Origin of the sequence: Citrobacter sp. FDAARGOS_156 (genome assembly GCF_001559235.2) — a bacterium.
Classification (GTDB): Bacteria; Pseudomonadota; Gammaproteobacteria; order Enterobacterales; family Enterobacteriaceae; genus Citrobacter; species Citrobacter youngae.
Genome location: NZ_CP014030.2, coordinates 814,092 through 831,878, shown reverse-complemented (window position 1 = coordinate 831,878; position 17,787 = coordinate 814,092). Strand labels below are relative to the sequence as shown.

Sequence of the window (17,787 nt, the reverse complement as noted above, 5' to 3'; positions counted from 1 at the left end):
GGAGAGAAAACGTGCAAGGTGTACCTGAGCAGTTTATTGATGAGAAAGACAGCGCCCGCTTTCGCCATCTGGCGCAGGTGCCGGGCGTAGAGCTGTATCATGCGCACATCTCACGTTACGCCTTTGAGCCGCACACTCATGAAGCGTTCGGCATTGGCGCGATAGAAGCCGGAGCCGAGCGTTTTCGCTATCGCGGCACGCAGTACGTGGCCCCCGCCCATTCCGTCGTAACCATGAATCCTGATGAGCTGCACACCGGCGAGGCCGAAACCGCCGACGGCTGGCGCTATCGGATGATTTATCTTGAGCCCGATCTTCTGGAAGAGGTCACCGGGATCCGCCACTGGTGGTTCCATGACGTTACCCGTCACGATCCGCTGCGCTCGCGCCAGATCTGCTCGTTGATCCACGGTCTGTGGAACACCGAAGATCCGTTGGCGCAAAAAGGACTATTGCTCGATCTGATCGACACGTTCCAACCGCTGGCCCGCCATGCGCCGGTATTACCGGAGGGGGCGCATCGCTTTGAACGCGTGCGCGAGTATCTGCACGATAATTACATGCACCCGGTCACGCTCGATGAACTGGCGCGGGTGGCATCGCTGAGTCCCTGGCATTTTCAGCGCCAGTTCAAATTGCATTTCCACGTCACGCCGCACCAGATGCTGATGGCGATCCGTCTGTGGCGAGCCAAAGGTTTTCTTACCTACGGTATGCCCGCCGCAGAGGTCGCCGCCGCAACCGGCCTCACCGACCAGTCGCATCTCACCCGCGCCTTTACCCATCGCTACGGCATTACGCCGGTACGTTATCAGAAACAAGTCGTCCGGCGTTGATCAGCAATCTCATACAATACGGCGGCATTTTTCCTGCCTACACTCGACCTTATGTTAAGCGATGTGGATGTCAAAAATGATTAGCGGTGTGTTGTATGCCCTGCTGGCCGGGCTGATGTGGGGATTAATTTTTGTTGGACCGCTGATCGTTCCGGAATACCCGGCGGTGTTACAGTCGATGGGGCGTTATCTGGCGCTGGGGCTGATCGCATTGCCGATTGCCTGGCTGGGTCGCGGACGACTGCGTCAGTTGACGCGCAAAGACTGGGTAACTGCGCTGACGTTAACCCTGATGGGCAATCTGATTTATTACGTTTGCCTGGCAAGCGCTATCCAGCGCACCGGCGCACCGGTCTCCACGATGATTATTGGTACATTGCCGGTGGTGATCCCGGTCTTCGCTAACCTGCTCTACAGCCAGCGTGACGGCAAATTATCATGGTGGCGTTTGTCGCCTGCGCTGGTGTTGATTGGTATAGGCCTACTGTGCGTGAATATCTCAGAGCTGAATCAAGGGCTGCCTGATTTTAGCGGCTGGCGATATGGCTCTGGCATCGCACTGGCGCTGATTTCGGTGGTGTGTTGGGCGTGGTATGCGCTGCATAATGCCCGCTGGCTGCGCGAGAATCCGGATAAGCACCCGATGATGTGGGCGACGGCCCAGGCACTGGTGACGCTGCCTGTTTCTCTGCTCGGCTATGTTGCCGCCTGCCTGTGGCTAAACGGGCAAACGCCGGACTTCGCTCTGCCCTTCGGTCCGCGTCCAGGCGTGTTTATCGGCCTGATGATAGCCATTGCGGTCTTGTGTTCGTGGGTTGGCGCACTGTGCTGGAACGTCGCCAGCCAGAAGCTGCCGACGGTGATCCTCGGCCCGTTGATTGTCTTCGAAACGCTGGCTGGCCTGCTGTACACCTTTATTCTGCGCAAGGAATTTCCGCCGCTGCTGACGGTAAGCGGTATTGCGCTGCTGATAATAGGCGTGGTGATTGCGGTGCGGTCAAAACCGCAGAAACCGGCGGTAGTGCCGGTTTCGGGGGATGCCTGATGGCGCTGCGCTTATCAGGCCTACAAGGACTATACGATCTCATGTAGGCCGGATAAGGCGTTTACGCCGCCATCCGGCGCGACACTTTAAACACCCCCACCGTCTGGTTCAACCGCGCGGCCTGCTCTTCGAGCGCGGCGGCGGCGGAAGCGGACTCCTCCACCAGCGAGGCGTTTTGCTGCGTGACGCGATCCATCTCAGCCACCGCCTGGCCGATCTGATCGATACCCCGACTCTGTTCATCGGAGGCCGAGGCTATCTCGCCCATAATATCGGTCACGCGGGTCACGGCGCTGACGATTTCCGCCATCGTTTCACCCGCTTCATGCACCAGCGCTGTACCGGCATTAACCCGATTCCCCGAGTCATCAATCAGCGCCTTAATCTCTTTTGCCGCCTGAGCGCTACGCTGTGCCAGCGTGCGCACCTCACCTGCGACTACAGCAAAGCCGCGCCCCTGTTCGCCCGCGCGCGCCGCTTCTACCGCCGCGTTCAGCGCCAGGATGTTGGTCTGGAAAGCAATGCCGTCGATAACAGTGGTTATTTGCGCGATTTTGCTGGAACTGGTGGCGATTTCATCCATCGTACGCACCACACCGTCGACCACGGCTCCACCTTTCTGCGCCGTCTGCGAGGCATTTTTTGCCAGACTGGTCGCCTGACGCGCGTTATCCGCATTCTGTTTCACGGTTGCGGTGAGTTGTTCCATGCTGGCAGCAGTTTCTTCCAGAGAAGCAGCCTGCTGTTCGGTACGTGAAGAGAGATCGTTACTGCCAGCGGCAATTTCACCCGCCCCGGTATAGATGGTGTCAGCCCCATCACGCACCACGCTGACTGTGTTCGCCAGCGCCTGCTGCATGTCGCGGACGTTGCCTGCCAGCAGCGCCATTTCATTACTGCCATCGGCGTTGATGCGGTGCGTCAGATCACCTGCGGCAATATGGCGAATATGTCCCATCACCTCGTGGAGCGGCTTGAGCAGCACTCGCTGCATCGCCAGCCAACTGGCGATAATCACGGTGACGACAATCAGCATCACCGCGGACAGCAGCCAGATTATCTTCTGGTAGTCACTCTCATTGTCCTGCACTCCGGCAGTGGCCAGCGCCGTTTGCGCGCTACGCCATTCCCGATAAACTTCCTGCATGGCCGTTTGCTTTTGCTCGGCATTCTGCTTGAACATCTCTTCCAGCTTGCCTTCAGCCAGCAGCGCGTTCATTTTTGCCAGCGTCGCAGAATAGATGCCGTACTGTTCTTCCAGTCGATCGGCCAGATGCTCATCCAGCCCCGGCGTTTCCGGCAGAGCGTAGTATTTATCGTAATGCTCTTTCGATTCGGCCAACAGGCGATTTGCCGTGTTCACCAGTTCCTTCAACTGACCGCCGTTAATATCGCTGGCCATCGTGCCCTGTAAACGTAGCATGCCCCGGTTGAGCGTGACGCGAGCCTGGTTCAGGCTAATCCATGCATCGGTAAACTCCGCCACGTTCTGGCTGGAAAGTTGAGAAACGTTAAAGTTTTCCTTGTCGTTTTTAAGCGCGCCAATAAATACGCCTGCGGAAATGAGCTGCATCGCGCCCAGGGCGAGTAACACGGTGATAAGTAAGGTTATCACTTTGATTCGTTTGAACATCTGTTGCCTTTTAATTATGCAGGTATTGTCTGAGGTCTAACTATCGGCAGCTGCGTCGGCTTATTTAATCTTGTGGCGTAGCTTTTTTCGCCGCTTTGTCCCTTTTCAATAAGATTCAGCATGTTAACGAGATAAGAAATTTTCGTGACAATCATCACAAAATCCTCTGACCCGAAAGGGTTATATCCTTCCTCATAAGTTGTATTTAAAATACACCTTATATTATTGAGAATGAGGTAACGGCTATGTCTTATCGCGATCAACCTTTAGGTGAACTGGCGCTCTCTATTCCTCGCGCTTCGGCCCTGTTTCGTAAATACGATATGGATTACTGCTGCGGCGGTAAGCAAACGCTGGCACGCGCTGCCGCACGTAAAGAGCTGGATGTGGAAGCTATCGAGGCGCAGCTCGCCCAGTTGGCTGAACAACCGCTGGAAAAAGACTGGCGTACCGTGGCACTGGCAGAAATCATCGACCATATCGTCATTCGATATCATGATCGCCACCGCGAACAGCTGCCGGAGCTGATCCTGCAGGCCACTAAAGTTGAACGTGTTCATGCCGACAAGCCGAGCGTACCGCGTGGTCTGGCGAAGAACCTGACGATGCTGCATGAAGAGCTGTCCAGCCACATGATGAAAGAAGAGCAGATCCTGTTCCCAATGATCAAACAGGGCATGGGTAGCCAGGCGATGGGGCCAATCAGCGTGATGGAAAGCGAACATGACGATGCGGGTGAACTGGTGGAAGTGATCAAACACATCACCCATAACGTGACGCCGCCACCAGAAGCCTGCACCACCTGGAAAGCCATGTATAACGGCATTAACGAGATGATCGACGATCTGATGGAACACATCAGTCTGGAAAACAATGTGTTGTTCCCGCGTGCCCTCGCAGGTGAATAAAAAAAGGCGCCCGAGAGCGCCTTCCTGAAGTCCGAATTCGGCCACTGCTTATGTGGCCTTTTTTGTGTCCGATATGACAACGCTTAACGCATACCCGCCATACGTTTCTTACCGATAAACAACCAGCCCAGACCCAGCGCGATGAACCACAGCGGCGTCACCATCAACGCCTGACGGGTATCTTCTTCCAGAGTCAGCAGCACCAGTACGAAGACAAAGAACGCCATACATACCCAGCACATTAGCTTGCCTAACGGCATCTTGTAGATCGATTTCTCATGCAGGTGTGGACGCTGTTTGCGGTACACCAGGTATGAGCAAAGAATGATGGTCCAGACAAACATAAACAGGATTGCCGACACGGTGGTGATCATGGTGAACGCGCCAATCACGCTCGGGTTCACATAGAGCATCACCACGCCGCCCAGCAGACAGATACAGGAGAAGGTTAAACCTTTCGCCGGAACCGCGCGTTTAGACAGCTTGGCAAACGCTTTAGGCGCAACGCCTTCCTGTGCCAGGCCGAACAGCATACGGCTGGTAGAGAACACGCCGCTGTTTGCGGAAGAGGCCGCTGAAGTCAGCACCACAAAGTTAATCAGGCTCGCCGCCGCAGGCAGACCGACCAGCACAAACAGCTCAACGAATGGGCTCTTGGTTGGTACTACCGAGCTCCACGGCGTCACGGACATAATCACGATCAGCGCGAAAACGTAGAACATGATGATACGGATTGGAATCGAGTTAATAGCGCGCGGCAGAGACTTTTCCGGATCTTTAGTTTCTGCAGCCGTCGTACCTACCAGCTCAATACCAACAAACGCGAAGACTGCTATCTGGAAGCCAGCAAAGAAGCCGCTCAGACCTTTCGGGAACCAGCCACCGTCATTCCACAGATGCGTGAACGAAGCCTGAACGCCGGTTGGCGACTGGAAGTGCGTCAGTACCATCACCAGACCGACGACAATCAGGCCGACAATGGCGACGATTTTGATCATCGCAAACCAGAACTCCATCTCACCAAACATTTTCACCGTGGCGAGGTTAAGAGCCAGCAACAGAATGATCACCGCCAGTGATGCCACCCAGTCTGACAGTCCGGGGAACCAGAATTGCGCATACGCCGTAATCGCAACGACGTCTGCCATCCCGGTAACCACCCAGCAGAACCAATAGGTCCAGCCGGTAAAATACCCGGCCCATGGCCCGAGCAGGTCGGAGGCGAAATCACTAAAGGATTTGTATTCGAGATTCGAGAGCAGCAATTCTCCCATTGCCCGCATCACGAAAAACAGCATAAAACCGATGATCATATAGACAAAAATGATCGACGGCCCGGCGAGGCTGATGGTTTTCCCTGAGCCCATAAACAGGCCGGTACCAATAGCGCCACCAATGGCAATAAGTTGAATATGACGGTTTGTGAGATTGCGCCGTAGCGACTGTTCAGACGAAGCCTCTTCAACGGCGTCGACTTTTACCTGATCTACCATGTTTTTTCTTCCTGTACCTGTCTGTGTTGTTCAGGCTCTACGGCCTTTAGTGTGTCTATGATACGACGATCCTGTTGGCAGGACTCATCGATATTAGGTAAGAATCGGCGGGATGAATACTAAGATTTAGATATAATGTTAATTTTATGTTTAAAGTGAGTGTCATATCACTCTGATAGCGAGAATCAGTTCACAAAAATACACGCAATAACATCATTTGCAAGATAAAATATCGACATCGACGTAACTATAGCTTTTCACGCTATTTTGTTGCTCCCCCCAGCGTCGGGGGGAACAGAAGTTACTGCTTACAGGATTTCAAGCAGCTCAACTTCAAATACCAGTGTGCTGAACGGAGGAATGGATGCGCCAGCGCCACGCTCACCGTAAGCCAGTTCCTGAGGAATAGTCAGTTCCCATTTGGAACCTACCGGCATCAGGGTCAGTGCTTCAATCCAGCCAGGGATCACGCCGTTAACCGGGAATTCAGCCGGTTCGCCACGCGCAACAGAGCTGTCAAACACGGTACCGTCGATCAGTTTACCGGTATAATGCACGCGTACGTGGTCGGTACGTGCCGGGATAGAACCTTCGCCCTGAGTCAGAACACGGAACTGCAGACCGGATTCAGTGCTGTTCACACCCTCTTTCTCACGGTTTTCTTCCAGATATTTGACGCCATCAGCCGCCATAGCCTGGAAACGCTCGCGACGTACTGCATCAGCACGTTCGTGAATTTCACGCAGCGCACGGTGCACAACATCAACAGGCACTGCCGGGTGTTTACCTTCCAGCGCATCAGCGATACCCGCTACCAGCGCTTCAGGCAACAGCCCTTCCAGACCGGATTCGCTCAGCTGTTGTCCTACCTGCAAACCAATGCCGTAGCTTGCTTGCGCTTCGATAGTGTCAAAAGTCGGGTTAGCCATCATATTTCCTTTCATCGGATGTAAAGTAGCGGGCAGCATATCAGCCATGCCGCATCCGGTAAAACTTTGTCTCGGGAACAGATGACAAATCGCGAGGAAAAAGAAACAATGCTATTGCCCGCATCAATGTCACGAAAGCGGGTACCTGAACAAGTATCATAGAGTTAGCGATCTATACTCTATGACAGAGGAACGAGACGCGGAGCAGGAGGAAAGCCATGCCCGGGCGCTTTGAATTAAAACCAACCCTGGCGAAAATCTGGCATGCACCGGACAATTTTCGCATTATGGACCCGCTACCGCCTATGCACCGACGCGGCATTATTATTGCTGCTATCGTGCTGGTGATAGGTTTCCTGCTTCCTTCCAGTGACACTACTGATACCCCTGTGGTTACGCGTACTGCCCAGCTGGATTTACAGTCACAGTCGCAGCCGCCAACAGAGGCTCAGCTTCAGGCACAGTTAGTGGCCCCGCAAAACGATCCCGGCCAGGTGGCTCCCGTTGCGCCGGAACCCATCCAGGAAGGAGAACCAGACGCGCAGCCGCAGGCTCAGCAATCACAGCCTCAGACGCAGCCCTTTCAGCAGAATAGTGGTATTGAGCAGCAGTGGCGTACCTACCGCGTAGACTCAGGGAAAACGCTGGCGCAGGTCTTCCGGGACCATAACCTTCCGCCAACTGATGTGTACGCCATGGCGCAAGTGGAAGGTGCCGGGAAGCCGCTGAGCAATTTGAAAGACGGCCAGATGATCCAAATCAGGCAGAATGCTAACGGGGTGGTGACCGGGTTAACCATTGATAGCGGAAATGGTCAGCAGATATTGTTTACCCGCCAGCCCAACGGCAGCTTTATTCGCGCACGCTAAGACTGTCTCAGTCAGTAGGCCTGATGCGCGTAGCGCCATCAGGCCTCAAGGTGAAGCACTAACGCTTCCCCTTATTCACCCACCAGATCCCCGAACAGACCAGCACCAGCGCCAGCGCATATTTCCATTCGAGAATGTTTTCGCCGAGGAATATCGCCGACAGCACCGCCCCCGAAACCGGGATCAGGAAGTTAAACGGCGCAATCATCCCCACGCGGTTGTACTTGAGCAAAATGCTCCACAAAGCGAAGGCCACCGATGAAAGCAACGTCAGGTAACCCAGAATAGCCACTGAAGCTAAGCCGTGTACGGTCAACGTGCCACCAAAAGCATAACCGCCGATAACTAACGCCAGACCGCCCATCCCCAGTTGGTAGCCTGTCATGACCGTCGGGTCTACCGTCTGAGAAATGCGTTTACCGTATAGCGTGGCGGCAGAAAGGATAAAGGCCGCCATCACCACTGAACCATCACCTAACAGGCTGAAGCTAAAATCCATTCCGCTGTTAAAGTTCACCACCATCACGCCGGTAAAACCCAGAATACAACCTAGTGCTTTGTTGTAGCTTAGTTTGTCGTTTTGATAGATAAAATGGGCCAACAGCACGCTAAAGAATGTCCCGGTCGCATTCATGATGGACCCTTTCACCCCCGTCGTGAACGCCAGGCCAATATAGAAGAAGATGTATTGCAGCGAGGTTTGCGTCAGCCCCAACAGCGTGAGTTGGCCGTACTGACGCAGGCTTAACCGGCCAATCGGTTTACGCTGCGCCATCGCCAACAGTAGCAGCAATAATCCCGCAAACAGGAAGCGATAGCCGGCAAAGACAATTTTTGACGGAATGTCATCCGTGGCAATCTGGAAGATCTCGTATCCGCTTTTTATCGCTGGATAAGCGCTCCCCCACAACAGACAACAGAAGGCTGCGCCCAGGTAGACAACATTTTTACGCGCGAACAGAGGTTGGTGCGTTGGTTCCATTCCATCACCACTTTGAAATAATGTTTTATTTTTATGATTATCCCGAAAAGGACAAAGAATAGCCAGAGCGAAAAACAGGAGGGTAGAAAAGCAAAACGCCGGCACAGGGCCGGCGCTTTTACGCGGTCATCAGAATAAAAACTTATTCTGCAACTACGTTTACAGTCAGCTTAGCAAACACTTCGCTGTGAACCTGGAAGCTCACTTCGTGCTCACCAGTGGTACGCAGAACGCCGTTCGGCAGACGAACTTCGCTCTTAGCAACTTCAACGCCAGCTGCAGTTACAGCGTCAGCGATGTCGCGAGTACCGATGGAACCGAACAGTTTACCTTCGTCGCCAGCTTTAGACGCGATGGTTACGGTTTCCAGTGCGTTGATTTTCTCAGCACGAGCTTCAGCAGCGGACAGAACGTCAGCCAGTTTGGCTTCCAGTTCAGCGCGACGCGCTTCGAAAAATTCAACGTTTTTCTTGGTAGCAGGAACAGCTTTACCCTGTGGTACCAGGAAGTTACGAGCATAGCCCGCTTTAACGTTAACCTGATCACCCAGGCTACCCAGGTTTGCTACTTTATCAAGCAGAATAACTTGCATTACCTTATCCTCTCAAAGTCGTATTAATGGACCGTGACCGATTACTGATGACGATCAGTGTACGGCAGCAGGGACAGGTAGCGAGCGCGTTTGATAGCGCGAGCCAGCTGACGCTGGTATTTTGCACGGGTACCGGTGATACGGCTTGGGACAATCTTACCGCTTTCGGTGATGTAGTTTTTCAGCGTAGCGATATCTTTATAGTCGATCTCTTGAACGCCTTCCGCGGTGAAACGGCAGAACTTGCGACGACGGAAATAACGTGCCATATGGCTAGTCTCCAGAATCTATCAATTCAATCTGCTCGGCATGCAGAACCATTTTGCTCAGGCCGTTCTTTGCCTTGTGGCAAGAGATGAACCCCTGAACGGTCACTGCGCTACCGACCGTTATACTGTGAGTAATGGCCTGGTTTTCGTGTCCGCTAATAATAACGGGCATTTGGCACCACGCCTGCCGGTGAAACCCGGCTTCCTCCTGCACAGAACGATGCTCAAGCACGAACTGGCAATGAGGAATTCCTGATGGACTGACCTTTCGAAGGGGAGCCCTGCACACGGTGCCGGACAACGCCAGACGGTTGGTCATCAGAAATTACTCTTCAGAATCCCCAGCTTCAGCATCATCTGCGGTTTCGTTAGCGAAATCATCGCGACGTTCACGACGCTCGTCTTTCGCTTTAACCATCGGAGATGCTTCGGTAACAGCGTGTTTAGTACGCATAACCATGCTGCGGATAACGGCATCGTTGAAGCGGAAGGTAGTTTCCAGCTCATCGATCACTTCCTGCGGCGCTTCAACGTTCATCAGAACGTAGTGAGCTTTGTGCAGTTTGTTGATCGGGTAAGCCAGCTGACGGCGGCCCCAGTCTTCCAGACGGTGGATCGTGCCTTCTGCACCAGTGATGGCAGCAGTGTAGCGTTCGATCATACCCGGAACCTGTTCGCTCTGGTCAGGATGGACCATAAAAACGATTTCGTAATGACGCATCGAATTGCTCCTTACGGATTATTCAGCCTCCTGTCTGGGTCAGCCGAGGCCCATGGAGGCAAGGAACGTGTTAAAGGTCGGCTGAAAAATGACGCGTCATAATACTGGGGTCAGCAGGTAAACTCAAGGTGCTTGTACGATTATTTATCATGTCGCCATTAATACATATCCAGCAGCATTTTGACGCTGATGCAAATGGAGACAATGACAATCATCGGCCGGATAACTTTCTTCCCGCGCGTCAGTACCACCGTCGCACCAAGACGTGCGCCAAGGGATTGTCCGGCAAACATCACCAGCCCCAGCGACCAGATCATTTTACCGCCGAAAATGAAGAACAGAATAGAGGCAATGTTCGACGCCAGGTTGATAAAATTCGAGTGAATTTGCGCTTTATCGATACTGTACCCCCACAGCAGGATATAGCAGAGCGTATAAAAGGAGCCGGCCCCGGCACCGAGAAAACCATCATAAAACCCAATACCTCCCCCGCAGATCAACGAGAAGAGAAACAGGGACACCTGCTGCTTCCTTTTCGGTTCGCTAAGATTAGGCGCAGAAATAAAGTAGATGGCGACCGCGATTATCAGGATCGGCAGCAGTTTCTTCAACACGTCCGGCTCAATAAACTGGATAAGCGTCGTGCCCAGCGCAGAACCGATAAAGGCAGATAAAAAGACATATTTGTGTTCCTGCACATTAATATGTCCCCGGCGTAAAAAGTAAATTCCGGAGGTCAGCGAACTGCCCAACGCCTGAATCTTATTGGTTGCCAGCGCGTTAGCCGGGGGTAAACCGGAAATCAATAATGCGCCAATAGAGAGAAAACCGCCGCCGCCCGACACCACATTAATAAAGCCTGCCACCAGCGCGACCATAAACATAATCACAAAGTAGCTGAAATCCATGAATGAAGTATCCATAAGTTTTTGCCTTATTATCATAAAGTTATATTAATTATCTGGCTCACTATAAACGGCGTACTCACCCGATTAAATTGACTATTTGGTAAGAGCTTATGCGCGTAAGGCAGGTATTTTTAACCGCAGCGGAAGGCATCAGCTGATTGTTAATTAAAGAAAAGATGACTTTGCGGTAATTTTTTGAACAACTGCATCAGAAATGGTCGCTATCGACAGCGCCGGCAGCGGTTAAAATTAAATCAGAAGTTATCCACTCACAGGAGAGAGCTAACCAGAGACCGCAGTCGAGGAGGTACCTATGCGAGCCCGTATTTTGACCCTTCTGGCTGTACTTTTGCTCAGTGCAAATGCAACGGCAGCCATCAAAATTGACAATCATCAGGCCAGGAATATGGATGATGTGCAGAGCTTAGGCGTTATTTACATAAATCATAACTTCGCCACTGAAAGTGAAGCCACTCAGGCCCTGAATGAAGAAACCGATGCGCAAGGCGCAACCTACTATCACGTGATCCTCACCAGGGAACCCGGTAGTAACGGAAATATGCACGCCAGTGCAGATATTTATCGCTAGCACCCAGAAATAACCAACGAGAACATTGCCACAGTTTGACTTGCCCCCTTCATTGGGGGCTTTTTTTTTTTGCAAAAAAATCCCGAAGCCAGACCGATCTCATCCCCATGAAGAGTTGGCTTCGGAACGTTTTTTCTTACTTCTGCCCGTAATAGGCGTTTGGACCGTGCTTACGCATGAAGTGCTTATTCATCAGATAACCGTCAATAGCGCTGAGAGCCGGGTTAATGCCACGCGCAATCCATGCCATTTTTGCCACCTCTTCCATCACAACAGCGTTATGTACTGCGTCGTGAGCATCTTTGCCCCAGGCAAAGGGACCGTGCTGATACACCACAATACCCGGCGTATGCAGTGGTTCTACGTTGCTCAGCGTTTCAATGATCACCTTGCCGGTATTCAGCTCATACTCGCCCTGCACTTCAGCTTCAGTTAATGCTCGGGTACAAGGGATATCGCCAAAGAAGTAGTCCGCGTGAGTGGTACCCAGTGCCGGGATCGCCAGCCCCGCCTGCGCCCAGGCCGTGGCATGAGTAGAGTGCGTATGCACGACTCCGCCCAGCGACGGATAACGCTGGTAGAGCGCCAGATGGGTGGCGGTATCGGAAGAAGGACGAAAGCCGCCTTCTATCACCTTCCCTGACATATCGACCACGACCATATCATCAACGGTCATGTGCTCATAGGCGACGCCGCTGGGCTTGATCACCACCAGCGCACGTTCACGGTCAATGGCGCTGACGTTGCCCCAGGTAAATGTCACCAGCCCGTAGCGAGGCAGATCCATGTTAGCCTCAAAAACCTGCTGTTTAAGTTTTTGCATTACACCGCCTCCACCAGACCTGCGTTGGCCATACGCGTTTTCACCCAATCGCGCGCCTTCGCAACTTCACGTACCGGGTCATCCGACGTTTCACTCCACATCTCAATCAGGTATGGCCCGCAGTATCCACTCTGTTTGAGCGTCGCAAAACAACGTTCGAAATCAACGACTCCTTCACCAAACGGCACATTTTTGAATACGCCAGGTTTGGTATCCTTCACGTGTACCGCGACGATATGGCCTACCCCAGCCTGCAGTTCCATCTGCACGTCGTTATCCCACGCCGACAAATTGCCAATATCGGGATACAGCTGGAACCACGGATTGTTGAGATAGTGGGCGTAACCCAACGCCTTGCTGATCGAATTCATCAGCGGATAATCCATGATTTCCATCGCCAGCGTCACCTGCGCACGGCTCGCCATCTCCACGCTCTCTTTTAGCCCATCGCGAAACCGACGACGCGTTTCGTTATTGGCCTGCTGGTAATAGACGTCGTAACCCGCCAGTTGAATAACGCGAATACCAATATCCTGCGCAAACTGAATGGCTTTACGCATAATTTCCAGCCCCTGTTCGCGTACCGCATCATCTTCGCTGCCAAGCGGGAAACGACGATGAGCACTCAGGCATATGGACGGTACTCGTATCCCTGTCTCGGCGATAGCCGCCACCAGCGCCAGTCGCTGCTCGCGATTCCAGTCAAGACGCGCCAGACGGGCATCGGTTTCATCAACCGACATTTCGACAAAGTCAAAGCCCAGTTCCTTCGCCAGTTGCAAGCGTTCGAGCCAGCACTCCCCGCCGGGGAGTGCTTTTTCATAAATACCGAGCGGGACCTGTTTCGACAACATAGCCGCTCCTTATCCCCACAACTGGGCGATGGAACGTTTAAACTGACGAGCGGCCTCAACCGGAGAAGCGGCGTCGCGAATGCTGCGACCAGCGATAAAGACGTGAATCGGGATCCCTTTGAACAGCGGCAGATCCTCCAGCGCCAGACCACCAGTAACGGTAACTTTAAAGCCCATATCGGCCAGTCGCTTGATCGCACTGATATCCGCCTCTCCCCACGCCACGCCTGCCGCCTGCGCATCACGACTGCGGTGATAGACAACTTGCCCAATACCCGCGTCACGCCACTCCTGCGCCTGCTCCCAGGTCCAGTAGCCGGTCAGTTCAATCTGTACGTCACCGTTAAATTCTTTCGCCACCTCCAGCGCACCCTTGGTGGTGTTGATATCGGCACAGCAGATGACAGTAATCCAGTCAGCGTTGGCTTCGAAACACATGCGGGAGAGGATTTTGCCCGCGTCGGCAATTTTAGCGTCCGCCAGCACTATTTTATGCGGGTAAAGCGCCTTCAGATCGCGAACGGCACGAACGCCCTCTGCCACGCAAAGAATCGTACCCACCTCAATGATATCGACCTCTTCGGCAATCAGACGCGTCGTTTCATACGCGGAAGACATTGATTGGTTATCCAGCGCTACCTGCAACATAGGTAATGACATTTTGGTATCCTTTTAAACAGCCGCCGCAGTGGCGTTATCAATTAAATCCAGCACTTCCTGCGCGGTGCGGCAGGCGCGTAAACGGTCGAAATTGGCTTCGTCGTCAAACAGATTCACGATCTGCATAATGCCCACTTCCTGATGCGTGTTGGCGTCAACTGCCGCCATCGTGATCAGAATATCGACCGGGTCGTTATCTTCGTGGTTAAACACCAGCGGCGTTTTCAGCGTCACCAGCGCAAAACCGGTTTTCTTAACCCCTTCCTCCGGACGTCCATGCGGCATAGCAAGGCCCGGCGCAATCACAAAGTACGGGCCAAACTGTTCTACTCCGTCGAGGATGGCCTGGTAGTAGCGTGGTTCAACCACATCAGCCTTAACCAGCAGATCCACGCCAAGCTTTACCGCTTCCTGCCAGGTGCTGGCCTCGGCCTGTAAAAGGATGGAATTATTGTTTGCCAGCGAATCACGTAATTTCATGGTGCGTCCTTACTTCACATCCTGTGGGAAATGCGCTTTGATCACTTCCAGCAGTTTTGGTCCAAAATCGGCGGGAGACAGCATGTTGCGCACGCCGACAACATATTTATTGCCAGATACGGTAATCTCGCCGGCAATATGAGTAGAGGCGATGATGATATCTGCGCCGCTCAGTTCACTTTTGTATTCCCCCACGGCACAGCTGTTTACCGTATGGTCGATATTTGACTGGGTTAAAAACTGATCCACCTTCATTTTCATGATCATGGAACTGCCCTGCCCATTGCCACATACAGCCAGAATACGTACGGTCATAATCGGAACTCCTTTTTAAGCAGAGTGTTCTGCCAGTTGTTTTTCTGCGTCTTCCTCAGCGCGCAACGTACGCCCTGCGAAAAACATATAAGCCAGTGCAATCAAAATAATGACGGCCATAAACACGATGCCGATGGAGGCGAAACCCTGCATCATCGGCGGCGCCAAAATTGACCAGTCCGCCATGCCCATCCAGGCACTCATACCGGTAAGCTTCACCGCCCAGACGCAGCCAAAGATTTCGATCATCCCCATCACCAGGCAAATCTTGAGCGCCGCGCGCCAGCCGCCAAAGTGGTTAGCAAATACGCCGATAGTGGCGTTCGAGAAGAACATCGGGATAAAGCCTGGGATAATCAGGATGGAGGAGCCGCAGCCCACAAGGATGCCCACCGCAATCAGTTGGCCGATAGTGCCCCACATAAAGCCCCAGACCACCGCGTTAGGCGCAAAGCTATAAATCGCCGCGCAGTCGATGGCCAGCACCGCGCCGGGAATCAAACGTTGAGAGATACCGTTGAACGCTTCTGAAAGTTCAGCAACGAACATACGTACTCCCTGGGTGATGATGAAAATAGCGACGGCGAACGAAAAACCAGTCTGCAGGATATAGACTGTCCAGTGGGTTTTACCCGCCATCGCCTGAACCACATCAATGCCAAAAGAGAGCAGGATCGCGCCGAAGAAAATGGTCATCACTATCGCGGTAGAAACGATGTTGTCATGGAAGATATTCAGCCAGCCTGGCAGCTTGAGATCTTCCACGCTCTCCTCTTTCTTACCCAAGTAAGGCGCGACTTTGTAGGCAATCCACGAGGCGAACTGCTGCTGGTGACCGATGGAAAAACCGCAACCGTCGGTCACTTCCTGGGTCGGTTTGTACATCATATTGGAGGTAATACCCCAGTAGAGCGACACCAGCACCGCAGTGCAGATGATGGTCGTCCACATGGAATAGCCAAAGATGTAGAAAGAGACGGCAATCAGGCCCGCCTGCTGGAACATGATGTGCCCGGTCAGCATGATGGTGCGAATACCGGTTATCCGCCGTAGCAGTACGTAACAAATGTTTAGCGCCAGCGCCAACAGTACCGCGTACCCTACCCAGCTATAGGCATCCCCCATACGTTCGATGGTTGCCATCATGGAGGCATAGGTATCGGAAATCGCACCGTTGATACCGTAAACCTCGGACATCTTCGCCACTACCGGTTTGAACGTGCTGGTGAGAATGCCAGATCCCGCCTGCAGCAGCATAAAACCGATAATCGTTTTGATCGTGCCTTTAATGATAACGCTGACACTTTTACGCAACAGGATATAGCCAAGACAGGTCACAATACCCAGCAACAGCGGGGCGTTGGTCATAACCTGATTAAAAAAGACGGTAAAGATGTTGTAGAGGATCTCCATAACGATCTCCAGTAGACGAAGTTGCCGGGCTTTCCACACGCCAGGATGTTGTGCACTCACTGTAATTTTCAAAAGTAATCACAACAAGATTAAATTTGATTAAATGTGATGAAGTACGCAAATAATTACCACATTTGAAAAATGGGTAATTATTCAATGCTATGAAAAACATTCAATACCAATTAAATCAATGAATTACAGAAAGAGGAATAGCGTAAAATCACCTAAAATCATTACATTACCTTTTCTGTTATCCGCACAAAGCTCAAAAATCCCCCATTGCCAATATGAAAAAATAATGTCAGGATCAATCAAAACAAATCACATGTTGATTTAATTTGAACAAAAATGAAGGTAAATGCGATGAGTAAAGTAAAAAGCATCACGCGTGAATCATGGATCCTGAGTACATTCCCGGAGTGGGGAAGCTGGCTGAATGAAGAGATCGAACAGGAACAGGTCGCACCAGGCACTTTCGCTATGTGGTGGCTTGGCTGTACCGGAATTTGGCTGAAGTCGGAAGGCGGGACTAACATCTGCGTCGATTTCTGGTGCGGCACGGGTAAACAGAGTCACGGCAACCCGCTGATGAAAACCGGCCACCAAATGCAACGTATGGCTGGGGTAAAAAAACTGCAGCCTAACCTGCGCACCACGCCGTTTGTTCTTGATCCGTTTGCCATTCGACAGATCGATGCGGTACTGGCGACGCACGATCATAACGACCACATCGACGTGAATGTTGCGGCAGCCGTCATGCAGAACTGCGCCGACGACGTGCCGTTTATCGGCCCACAAACCTGCGTGGATCTGTGGATCGGTTGGGGTGTGCCAAAAGAACGCTGCATCGTGGTGAAACCGGGCGACGTAGTTAAAGTAAACGATATTGAGATTCATGCGCTCGACGCGTTTGATCGTACTGCATTAATCACCTTGCCTGCAGATCAAAAAGCAGCAGGCGTCCTGCCTGACGGCATGGATGCACGTGCAGTTAACTACCTGTTCAAAACGCCGGGCGGTACGCTGTACCACAGCGGTGATTCGCACTACTCCAACTACTATGCAAAACATGGCAACGAATATCAGATCGACGTCGCGCTCGGCTCCTACGGTGAGAACCCTCGTGGGATTACGGACAAAATGACCAGCGCCGACATGCTGCGTATGGCGGAAGCGCTGAATACAAAAGTCGTGATCCCTTTCCATCATGACATCTGGTCAAACTTTCAGGCCGATCCACAGGAGATCCGCGTACTGTGGGAGATGAAAAAAGATCGCCTTAAGTATGGCTTTAAGCCATTCATCTGGCAGGTAGGTGGCAAGTTCACCTGGCCGCTGGACAAAGATAACTTTGAATATCACTATCCGCGCGGCTTTGATGACTGCTTCACCATTGAACCGGATTTACCGTTTAAATCCTTCCTGTGATCCACACAAAATGCCGGGCTATCCCGGCATTTTTTCCCTT

General features: G+C 52.5%; 21 protein-coding genes. 6 read left to right on the top strand and 15 right to left on the bottom strand.

The window, feature by feature from the left end; all coding sequences use genetic code 11:
* Positions 1–11: 11 nt before the first annotated feature.
* Together AL515_RS04085 and AL515_RS04080 are read left to right on the top strand one after the other, a co-directional pair.
* Positions 12–836 carry an AraC family transcriptional regulator gene (locus tag AL515_RS04085; protein WP_048213486.1) on the top strand — a complete coding sequence of 275 codons (825 nt, stop codon included), beginning with the start codon at positions 12–14 and terminating at the stop codon, positions 834–836.
* Between the two features lie 76 nt (positions 837–912).
* Positions 913–1,881 carry a DMT family transporter gene (locus tag AL515_RS04080; RefSeq protein WP_061067111.1) on the top strand — a complete coding sequence of 323 codons (969 nt, stop codon included), beginning with the start codon at positions 913–915 and terminating at the stop codon, positions 1,879–1,881.
* A gap of 61 nt (positions 1,882–1,942) precedes the next feature.
* Here AL515_RS04080 and AL515_RS04075 read toward each other — a convergent pair whose 3' ends face one another.
* On the bottom strand, positions 1,943–3,514 hold the full coding sequence (locus tag AL515_RS04075; RefSeq protein ID WP_061067110.1) for a methyl-accepting chemotaxis protein: 1,572 nt from the start codon (positions 3,512–3,514) through the stop codon (positions 1,943–1,945).
* A gap of 245 nt (positions 3,515–3,759) precedes the next feature.
* Between AL515_RS04075 and ytfE the strand changes: the two genes are divergently transcribed.
* On the top strand, positions 3,760–4,422 hold the full coding sequence (ytfE, locus tag AL515_RS04070; RefSeq protein WP_061067109.1) for an iron-sulfur cluster repair protein YtfE: 663 nt from the start codon (positions 3,760–3,762) through the stop codon (positions 4,420–4,422).
* An 83-nt stretch (positions 4,423–4,505) separates the two neighbouring features.
* Here ytfE and cycA read toward each other — a convergent pair whose 3' ends face one another.
* Both cycA and fklB read right to left on the bottom strand, forming a co-directional pair.
* The gene (cycA, locus tag AL515_RS04065) at positions 4,506–5,915 is read right to left on the bottom strand and encodes a D-serine/D-alanine/glycine transporter (protein WP_048212871.1); all 1,410 of its coding nucleotides are present in this window, start codon (positions 5,913–5,915) and stop codon (positions 4,506–4,508) included.
* 308 nt (positions 5,916–6,223) lie between these two features.
* Positions 6,224–6,844 carry an FKBP-type peptidyl-prolyl cis-trans isomerase gene (gene fklB, locus AL515_RS04060; RefSeq protein ID WP_048213487.1) on the bottom strand — a complete coding sequence of 207 codons (621 nt, stop codon included), beginning with the start codon at positions 6,842–6,844 and terminating at the stop codon, positions 6,224–6,226.
* 218 nt (positions 6,845–7,062) lie between these two features.
* On the opposite strand from fklB, the gene AL515_RS04055 reads away from it, so the two are divergent.
* Positions 7,063–7,713, top strand: a complete 651-nt coding sequence (locus AL515_RS04055) for a LysM-like peptidoglycan-binding domain-containing protein (RefSeq protein WP_048212872.1) — start codon at positions 7,063–7,065, stop codon at positions 7,711–7,713.
* 58 nt (positions 7,714–7,771) lie between these two features.
* Here the strand turns inward: AL515_RS04055 and AL515_RS04050 are convergent, their stop codons facing one another.
* The 6 genes from AL515_RS04050 to AL515_RS04025 all read right to left on the bottom strand — a co-directional run bounded on the left by AL515_RS04050 (position 7,772) and on the right by AL515_RS04025 (position 11,200).
* Positions 7,772–8,695 (bottom strand): DMT family transporter, encoded by a 924-nt coding sequence (locus tag AL515_RS04050; RefSeq protein ID WP_105242142.1) that lies wholly within the window; start codon positions 8,693–8,695, stop codon positions 7,772–7,774.
* Between the two features lie 142 nt (positions 8,696–8,837).
* Entirely contained in the window at positions 8,838–9,287 is a 450-nt protein-coding gene (rplI, locus tag AL515_RS04045; protein ID WP_003025676.1) for a 50S ribosomal protein L9, read from the bottom strand.
* A gap of 41 nt (positions 9,288–9,328) precedes the next feature.
* On the bottom strand, positions 9,329–9,556 hold the full coding sequence (rpsR, locus tag AL515_RS04040) for a 30S ribosomal protein S18 (protein WP_000135199.1): 228 nt from the start codon (positions 9,554–9,556) through the stop codon (positions 9,329–9,331).
* 4 nt (positions 9,557–9,560) lie between these two features.
* Entirely contained in the window at positions 9,561–9,875 is a 315-nt protein-coding gene (gene priB / locus AL515_RS04035) for a primosomal replication protein N (protein WP_003025674.1), read from the bottom strand.
* 6 nt (positions 9,876–9,881) lie between these two features.
* Entirely contained in the window at positions 9,882–10,277 is a 396-nt protein-coding gene (gene rpsF / locus AL515_RS04030; RefSeq protein WP_003025672.1) for a 30S ribosomal protein S6, read from the bottom strand.
* 158 nt (positions 10,278–10,435) lie between these two features.
* On the bottom strand, positions 10,436–11,200 hold the full coding sequence (locus AL515_RS04025) for a TSUP family transporter (protein ID WP_061067108.1): 765 nt from the start codon (positions 11,198–11,200) through the stop codon (positions 10,436–10,438).
* Between the two features lie 298 nt (positions 11,201–11,498).
* Here AL515_RS04025 and yjfY point away from each other — a divergent pair, with 298 nt between their 5' ends.
* Positions 11,499–11,774: a DUF1471 family protein YjfY gene (yjfY, locus tag AL515_RS04020; protein ID WP_061067107.1), complete on the top strand. Its 276-nt coding sequence runs from the start codon at positions 11,499–11,501 to the stop codon at positions 11,772–11,774.
* 136 nt (positions 11,775–11,910) lie between these two features.
* Here the strand turns inward: yjfY and AL515_RS04015 are convergent, their stop codons facing one another.
* From AL515_RS04015 to ulaA, 6 genes are read right to left on the bottom strand one after another with little or no spacing between them, the layout of a single operon-like run.
* Positions 11,911–12,597 (bottom strand): L-ribulose-5-phosphate 4-epimerase, encoded by a 687-nt coding sequence (locus AL515_RS04015; protein ID WP_061067106.1) that lies wholly within the window; start codon positions 12,595–12,597, stop codon positions 11,911–11,913.
* Complete coding sequence (locus AL515_RS04010; protein ID WP_061067105.1) at positions 12,597–13,451, bottom strand: L-ribulose-5-phosphate 3-epimerase; 855 nt, start codon at positions 13,449–13,451, stop codon at positions 12,597–12,599. Before AL515_RS04010 ends, AL515_RS04015 begins: the two co-directional genes overlap by 1 nt.
* Positions 13,452–13,460: 9 nt before the next feature.
* Entirely contained in the window at positions 13,461–14,111 is a 651-nt protein-coding gene (ulaD, locus tag AL515_RS04005; protein WP_061067104.1) for a 3-keto-L-gulonate-6-phosphate decarboxylase UlaD, read from the bottom strand.
* Between the two features lie 12 nt (positions 14,112–14,123).
* Positions 14,124–14,591: a PTS ascorbate transporter subunit IIA gene (gene ulaC, locus AL515_RS04000; protein WP_048212878.1), complete on the bottom strand. Its 468-nt coding sequence runs from the start codon at positions 14,589–14,591 to the stop codon at positions 14,124–14,126.
* Between the two features lie 9 nt (positions 14,592–14,600).
* Entirely contained in the window at positions 14,601–14,906 is a 306-nt protein-coding gene (gene ulaB / locus AL515_RS03995) for a PTS ascorbate transporter subunit IIB (RefSeq protein WP_003025655.1), read from the bottom strand.
* A gap of 15 nt (positions 14,907–14,921) precedes the next feature.
* Positions 14,922–16,319, bottom strand: a complete 1,398-nt coding sequence (gene ulaA, locus AL515_RS03990) for a PTS ascorbate transporter subunit IIC (protein ID WP_040232971.1) — start codon at positions 16,317–16,319, stop codon at positions 14,922–14,924.
* 363 nt (positions 16,320–16,682) lie between these two features.
* On the opposite strand from ulaA, the gene ulaG reads away from it, so the two are divergent.
* Positions 16,683–17,747, top strand: a complete 1,065-nt coding sequence (gene ulaG, locus AL515_RS03985; protein WP_048212879.1) for an L-ascorbate 6-phosphate lactonase — start codon at positions 16,683–16,685, stop codon at positions 17,745–17,747.
* Positions 17,748–17,787 lie beyond the last annotated feature (40 nt).